Source organism: Nonomuraea sp. WAC 01424 (assembly GCF_003947315.1).
GTDB classification, from domain to species: domain Bacteria; phylum Actinomycetota; class Actinomycetes; order Streptosporangiales; family Streptosporangiaceae; genus Nonomuraea; species Nonomuraea spiralis.
In genome coordinates this window covers 256072-263690 of record NZ_QHHZ01000018.1, presented here as the reverse complement: position 1 = coordinate 263690, position 7619 = coordinate 256072, and the positions used below count along the sequence as shown (strand labels likewise).

Sequence of the window (7619 nt, the reverse complement as noted above, 5' to 3'; positions counted from 1 at the left end):
CAATGTCGAGGTGCTGTCCAGCGACGGCATGTCCATCGAGATGCGCGACACCGACGAGGACGTCTTCCGCGCGGCGGAGGAACTCGGTATCGATCTGTCCCGGCGTGAGCCGAGCAGCGTGGAAGAAGTCTGAGGGGGAGATCGCACACAATGCTAGACGTCAACTTCTTCGACGAGCTCAGGATCGGTCTTGCGACCGCCGACGACATCCGTCAGTGGTCGCACGGCGAGGTCAAGAAGCCCGAGACCATCAACTACCGGACTCTCAAGCCGGAAAAGGACGGACTCTTCTGCGAGAAGATCTTCGGTCCGACCCGCGACTGGGAGTGCTACTGCGGCAAGTACAAGCGCGTCCGGTTCAAGGGCATCATCTGTGAGCGCTGTGGCGTCGAGGTGACCCGGGCCAAGGTGCGTCGTGAGCGGATGGGCCACATCGAGCTGGCCGCGCCCGTCACGCACATCTGGTACTTCAAGGGCGTGCCGTCCCGCCTCGGCTACCTGCTCGACCTGGCCCCGAAGGACCTGGAGAAGGTCATCTACTTCGCGGCGTACATGATCACGCACGTCGACACCGACATGCGTGAGCGTGACCTGCCCTCGCTGGAGGCGAAGATCTCCGTCGAGCGGCAGCACATCGAGCAGCGCCGTGACGCCGACGTCGAGGCCAGGCAGAAGAAGCTCGAGTCCGACCTGGCCGAGCTGGAGGCCGCCGGCGCCAAGGGCGACCAGCGGCGCAAGGTCCGCGAGGGCGCCGAGCGCGAGATGCGCCAGCTCCGTGACCGTGCCCAGCGTGAGCTGGACCGGCTCGACGAGGTCTGGAGCCGCTTCAAGAACCTCAAGGTCCAGGACCTTGAGGGCGACGAGCTGCTCTACCGCGAGATGCGCGACCGCTTCGGCCGCTACTTCAAGGGCGGCATGGGCGCGCAGGCGATCCAGGACCGCCTGATCAGCTTCGACCTCGACGCCGAGGCCGAGAACCTGCGCGAGACCATCCGCAGCGGCAAGGGCCAGAAGAAGGCTCGCGCCCTCAAGCGGCTCAAGGTCGTGTCGGCGTTCCTGAACACGACCAACTCGCCGCGCGGCATGGTGCTCGACTGCATCCCGGTCATCCCGCCGGACCTGCGCCCGATGGTGCAGCTCGACGGTGGCCGGTTCGCGACCTCCGACCTCAACGACCTGTACCGCCGGGTCATCAACCGGAACAACCGCCTCAAGCGTCTGCTCGACCTCGGCGCGCCCGAGATCATCGTGAACAACGAGAAGCGGATGCTCCAGGAGGCCGTCGACGCGCTGTTCGACAACGGCCGTCGCGGTCGTCCGGTGACCGGCCCCGGCAACCGGCCGCTGAAGTCCCTCAGCGACATGCTGAAGGGCAAGCAGGGTCGTTTCCGCCAGAACCTGCTGGGCAAGCGAGTCGACTACTCCGGCCGTTCGGTCATCGTCGTCGGCCCGCAGCTCAAGCTGCACCAGTGCGGTCTGCCCAAGCAGATGGCGCTGGAGCTGTTCAAGCCGTTCGTGATGAAGCGGCTCGTGGACCTCAACCACGCGCAGAACATCAAGTCGGCCAAGCGGATGGTCGAGCGCGCCCGCCCTGTGGTGTGGGACGTGCTCGAAGAGGTCATCACCGAGCACCCCGTGCTGCTCAACCGCGCTCCGACGCTCCACCGCCTGGGCATCCAGGCGTTCGAGCCGCAGTTGGTCGAGGGCAAGGCCATCCAGATCCACCCGCTCGTCTGCACCGCCTTCAACGCGGACTTCGACGGCGACCAGATGGCCGTGCACCTGCCGCTGTCGGCTGAGGCCCAGGCCGAGGCGCGCATCCTGATGCTCTCGACCAACAACATCCTCAAGCCGGCCGACGGCAAGCCCGTGACGATGCCCACCCAGGACATGGTCATCGGCCTCTACTGGCTGACCACCCACAAGGAAGGCGCGATCGGCGAGGGCCGTGTGTTCGGCTCGATCGCCGAGGCGCAGATGGCCTTCGACCGCCGCGAGCTGGAGATTCAGGCGAAGATCCAGATCCGGGTCAAGGACGTCCTGCCGCCGCGCGACTGGGTCGCTCCCGAGGGTTGGGAGCAGGGTGACCCGATCCGTCTGGAGACGACGTTCGGGCGGTGCCTGTTCAACCAGACGCTCCCCGAGAGCTACCCGTTCGTCAACTTCCAGGTGGGCAAGAAGCAACTGTCCACGATCGTGAACGAGCTGGCCGACACCTACCCCAAGGTCGACGTCGCCAACTCGCTCGACGCGCTCAAGGACGCGGGCTTCCGCTGGGCGACCCGTTCCGGCGTCACGATCTCGATCGAGGACGTCGTCGCGCCGCCGAACAAGACCGACATCATGGAGAACTACGAGCGCCGGGCCGACAAGGTCCAGCGCGAGTACGAGCGTGGTCTGATCACCGACGAGGAGCGCCGTCAGGAGCTCATCGAGATCTGGACCCACGCCACGGCCGACGTCGAGACCGACATGGTCAACGCCTTCCCGGCGACCAACCCGGTCTGGATGATGGTCAACTCGGGCGCCCGTGGTAACAAGATGCAGGTCCGGCAGATCGCCGGTATCCGTGGCCTGGTGTCCAACACCAAGGGTGAGACGATCCCGCGGCCGATCAAGGCCTCGTTCCGCGAGGGCCTGTCGGTGCTGGAGTACTTCATCTCCACCCACGGTCAGCGGAAGGGTCTGGCCGACACCGCCCTGCGTACCGCCGACTCGGGTTACCTGACCCGTCGTCTGGTGGACGTGGCCCAGGACGTCATCGTGCGTGAGATCGACTGCGGCACCGACCGCGCGGTCCCGCTGCACGTCGGCGAGCGGGACGCGTCGGGCAACCTGGTCAAGGCGGAGAACGCCGAGTCCAACGTGCACGGTCGCATCCTGGCCGAGGACGTCGAGGTCGACGGCAAGGTCATCGCTTCGGCGGGTGTCGACATCAACGACATCCACGTGTCGAAGCTGGTCGAGGCCGGCATCGAGACCGTCCGCACCCGCAGCGCGCTCGTCTGCGAGGCCAAGATCGGTGTCTGCGCGACCTGCTACGGCCGCTCGCTGGCCACCGGCAAGCTCGTGGACGTCGGCGAGGCGGTCGGCATCATCGCCGCCCAGTCGATCGGTGAGCCCGGCACGCAGCTGACCATGCGTACGTTCCACACCGGTGGTGTGGCCGGCGCGGACATCACCCACGGTCTGCCCCGTGTCACGGAGCTGTTCGAGGCGCGCATCCCCAAGGGTGTCGCCCCGATCTCCGAGGCCGAGGGCCGGGCCCGGATCGACGAGACCGACAAGACCAGGAAGATCGTCATCACTCCGGACGACGGTTCGGAGGAGATCGCCTACCCGGTCTCGATGCGTTCGCGCCTGCTCGTCCAGGACGGTCAGCGCGTCACGGTCGGCCAGCAGCTGATCGCCGGTGCGGTCAACCCCAACGAGGTGCTGCGCATCCTCGGCCCGCGGGCCGTGCAGCTGCACCTGGTGGCCGAGGTCCAGCAGGTCTACCGGTCGCAGGGTGTGTCGATCCACGACAAGCACATCGAGATCATCGTGCGGCAGATGCTCAAGCGCGTGAACGTGCTGGAGTCCGGTGACACCGACCTGCTGCCCGGCGAGCTGGTGGAGCGTCCGCGCTTCGAGCAGATGAACCGGGAGACGGTGGCCGAGAGCGGCTCGCCGGCCGCGGGCCGTCCGGTGCTCATGGGCATCACGAAGGCGTCGCTGGCCACCGAGTCGTGGCTGTCGGCGGCCTCCTTCCAGGAGACGACCAGGGTGCTGACGGACGCGGCGATCCACGCCAAGTCCGACTCGCTCCTGGGCCTGAAGGAGAACGTCATCATCGGTAAGCTCATCCCGGCCGGTACGGGCATGCCCCAGTACCGCAACATCCGGGTCGAGCCGACCGAGGAGGCCAAGGCGGCCATGTACACCGTCGGCGGTTACGACGGTTCGGCGGCCGACTACACCTTCGGCACCGGCAGCGGCGAGGCCGTCCCGCTGGAGGAGTACGACTTCGGTCAGTACAACCGGTAACGAATCTCAGGCGACGCGCCCGGGTCTCTCTTCCGAGAGGCCCGGGCGCGGTGCTTTTGTGGCCCTACGCGCTGCCGTGGTGGCCCCAGACGCCGTACGGAGCCGGGGGCCGTCCAGGGAGGCAGGGGCTGAGCTCGCCGGCGGTGGGCCGCCGTCACGGCGCGCTGTGGGCCCGGCTCCGCGGTTCCCCGGCGAATCGTCACACGTCGGTCCGCAGGGCGGGTATCATTGCGGCGGCGCTTCGGATGGGCTGGATAAGACAGGCCCCGGTGACACGGAGCGGTGATGCCGAGCAGGTGTTGCCGTGCCGTTTTGACGTGTCGGCTGGGCCTGGGTAGTCTTGAGCATCGTGCCCGTCTCTAGCGGGCTTTCGGCTGTGCGCTCACATCCATAGGGAGAGCGTCGGCTGGACTCTCAGCTCGCAAGTCCTCGCGGCCGTGTCTGTGTGAACAGCGCGACACGCCCGAGCGCGGGGGCGCCGAGACGAGGAAAAACAGCAGGTCATGACACCGGCAGAACCTGCGAAATGCAAGACCCAATGACGTAACACCGGCCAAGGCACGAAACGGAGTGGCAGTGCCCACTATTCAGCAGTTGGTCCGCAAGGGCCGGCAGGACAAGGTCTCCAAGACCAAGACTCCTGCCCTCAAGGGGAGTCCGCAGCGGCGCGGTGTGTGCCAGCGCGTGTACACCACGACCCCGAAGAAGCCCAACTCGGCACTGCGCAAGGTGGCCCGCGTTCGGCTCACGAACGGCATCGAGGTCACGGCTTACATCCCCGGTGTGGGCCACAACCTCCAGGAGCACTCCATCGTGCTCGTGCGTGGCGGTCGTGTGAAGGACCTGCCTGGTGTTCGCTACAAGATCATCCGCGGTTCGCTCGACACCCAGGGTGTCCGCAACCGCAAGCAGGCCCGCAGCCGCTACGGCGCGAAGAAGGAGAAGAGCTAACAATGCCTCGTAAGGGTTCTCCTGGCCGTCGTCAGCTCATGTCTGACCCGGTTTACAGCTCGCCCCTGGTGACCGCCCTGATCAACAAGGTCCTCCTGGACGGCAAGCGTTCCATCGCGCAGTCGATCGTGTACGGCGCCCTCGAGGGCTGCAGGGAGAAGACGGGCAACGACCCGGTCGTCACCCTCAAGCGCGCGCTTGACAACGTCAAGCCGACCCTCGAGGTTCGCAGCCGCCGTGTCGGTGGCGCGACGTACCAGGTGCCGGTCGAGGTGCGCGCCGCGCGCAGCACTACCCTGGCCCTGCGTTGGCTGGTGCAGTACTCCCGCGCCCGCCGCGAGAAGACCATGACCGAGCGCCTCATGAACGAGCTCCTCGACGCCAGCAACGGCCTTGGGGCGAGTGTCAAGAAGCGCGAGGACACCCACAAGATGGCCGAGTCCAACAAGGCCTTCGCCCACTACCGCTGGTAACCCGGCGGGTTCGACGAGACGACGAGGACGCGAGTTAAAGTGGCCGCTACGACCGCTCTAGACCTGGCCAAGGTCCGCAACATCGGGATCATGGCCCATATCGACGCGGGCAAGACCACCACGACCGAGCGCATCCTGTTCTACACCGGCATCAACTACAAGATCGGTGAAGTCCACGAGGGCGCTGCCACCATGGACTGGATGGAACAGGAGCAGGAGCGCGGCATCACGATCACGTCTGCCGCGACGACCTGTGAGTGGACCGGTCACACGATCAACATCATCGACACTCCTGGCCACGTCGACTTCACGATCGAGGTGGAGCGCTCGCTCCGCGTCCTCGACGGTGCCGTCGCCGTGTTCGACGGTGTCGCCGGTGTCGAGCCGCAGTCGGAGACGGTGTGGCGGCAGGCTGACCGCTACGAGGTCCCGCGCATCTGCTTCGTGAACAAGATGGACCGTGTCGGCGCGGAGTTCCACCGCTGCGTCGAGATGATGGTCAGCCGCCTGGGCGCGACCCCCGCTGTGATTCAGCTCCCGTGGGGTGTCGAGGCCGACTTCAAGGGCGTCATCGACCTCATCAAGATGAAGGCGCTCATCTGGAGCGCCGACGCGGCCAAGGGCGAGATGTACGACACCGTCGACATCCCGGCCGACCACGCCGACGCTGCCCGCGACTGGCGTGACCGCCTCATCGAGACGGTCGCCGAGAACGACGACGAGCTGATGGAGCTCTTCCTCGAGGGCACCGAGCCCACCGAGGAGCAGCTGGTCGCGGCGATCCGCCGCGCCACGCTGAGCAGCGCCATCAACCCGGTGCTCTGCGGTACCGCGTTCAAGAACAAGGGCGTTCAGCCCCTGCTCGACGCGATCGTCGCCTACCTCCCCGCCCCGACCGACATCCCGGCCTTCAAGGGCCACGCGGTCGGCAACGAGGAGAAGACGATCGAGCGTCACGCGGACCCGACCGAGCCGTTCTCCGCGCTGGCCTTCAAGATCGCCAGCGACCCGCACCTGGGCAAGCTCACCTACATCCGCATCTACTCCGGCACGCTCGACACCGGTTCACAGGTCGTGAACTCGGTGAAGGGCAAGAAGGAGCGGATCGGCAAGATCTACCAGATGCACGCCAACAAGCGCGAGGAGCGCCCGCAGGCGATCGCCGGCCAGATCGTCGCCGTCATGGGTCTGAAGGACACCACGACCGGCGACACCCTGTCCGACCCGTCGAACCCGGTCGTGCTCGAGTCGATGACGTTCCCGGCTCCGGTCATCAACGTCGCCATCGAGCCCAAGACCAAGGGCGACCAGGAGAAGCTGTCCACCGCCATCCAGCGGCTGGCCGAGGAGGACCCGTCCTTCCAGGTCCGTCGTGACGAGGAGACCGGTCAGACGGTCATCTGGGGCATGGGCGAGCTTCACCTGGAGATCCTCGTCGACCGTATGCGTCGCGAGTTCAAGGTCGAGGCCAACGTTGGCCGCCCGCAGGTGGCCTACCGCGAGACCATCCGCCGCAAGGTGGAGAAGGTCGACTACACCCACAAGAAGCAGACCGGTGGTTCCGGTCAGTTCGCGCGGGTGATCATCGACCTGGAGCCGCTGGGCGAGGGCAACGACGGCTACGAGTTCCAGAACAAGGTCTCGGGTGGCCGCGTCCCGAGGGAGTACATCCCCTCGGTCGACGCCGGTGCCCAGGAGGCCGCCGAGTTCGGCGTGCTGGCCGGTTACCCGATGGTGGGCGTGAAGGTTACGCTGACCGACGGTGCGGCCCACGACGTCGACTCCTCGGAAATGGCGTTCAAGATCGCCGGCTCGATGGCCTTCAAGGAGGCCGCGCGCAAGGCGGACGCCGTTCTTCTCGAGCCGATGATGGCCGTCGAGGTCACCACGCCCGAGGACTACATGGGTGACGTCATCGGTGACCTCAACGGTCGCCGCGGGCAGATCCAGGCGATGGACGAGCGGGCCGGCGCCCGAGTCGTCCAGGCGCTCGTGCCGCTGTCTGAGATGTTCGGCTACGTGGGTGACCTGCGTAGCAAGACGCAGGGGCGCGCGAGCTACAGCATGCAGTTCGACTCCTACGCGGAGGTGCCCCCGGGCATCGCCAAGGAGATCGTCGCGAAGGCCCGGGGCGAATAACTTCCCGGTCCCTGGCGGGGTGGTGCGAGC

Annotated in this window: 4 protein-coding genes; all 4 read left to right on the top strand. The window is 66.6% G+C overall.

The window, feature by feature from the left end:
• Positions 1 to 150: 150 nt before the first annotated feature.
• The 4 genes from DMB42_RS41605 (at position 151) to fusA (ending at position 7589) form a co-directional block, all read left to right on the top strand.
• Positions 151 to 4026, top strand: a complete 3876-nt coding sequence (locus tag DMB42_RS41605) for a DNA-directed RNA polymerase subunit beta' (protein WP_125644688.1) — start codon at positions 151 to 153, stop codon at positions 4024 to 4026.
• Between the two features lie 576 nt (positions 4027 to 4602).
• Positions 4603 to 4977 carry a 30S ribosomal protein S12 gene (rpsL, locus tag DMB42_RS41600; protein ID WP_020542315.1) on the top strand — a complete coding sequence of 125 codons (375 nt, stop codon included), beginning with the start codon at positions 4603 to 4605 and terminating at the stop codon, positions 4975 to 4977.
• 2 nt (positions 4978 to 4979) lie between these two features.
• Positions 4980 to 5450, top strand: a complete 471-nt coding sequence (gene rpsG, locus DMB42_RS41595) for a 30S ribosomal protein S7 (protein WP_043623423.1) — start codon at positions 4980 to 4982, stop codon at positions 5448 to 5450.
• Positions 5451 to 5540: 90 nt separating this feature from the next.
• Entirely contained in the window at positions 5541 to 7589 is a 2049-nt protein-coding gene (gene fusA, locus DMB42_RS41590; protein WP_396985328.1) for an elongation factor G, read from the top strand.
• The last annotated feature ends 30 nt before the right edge of the window (positions 7590 to 7619 follow it).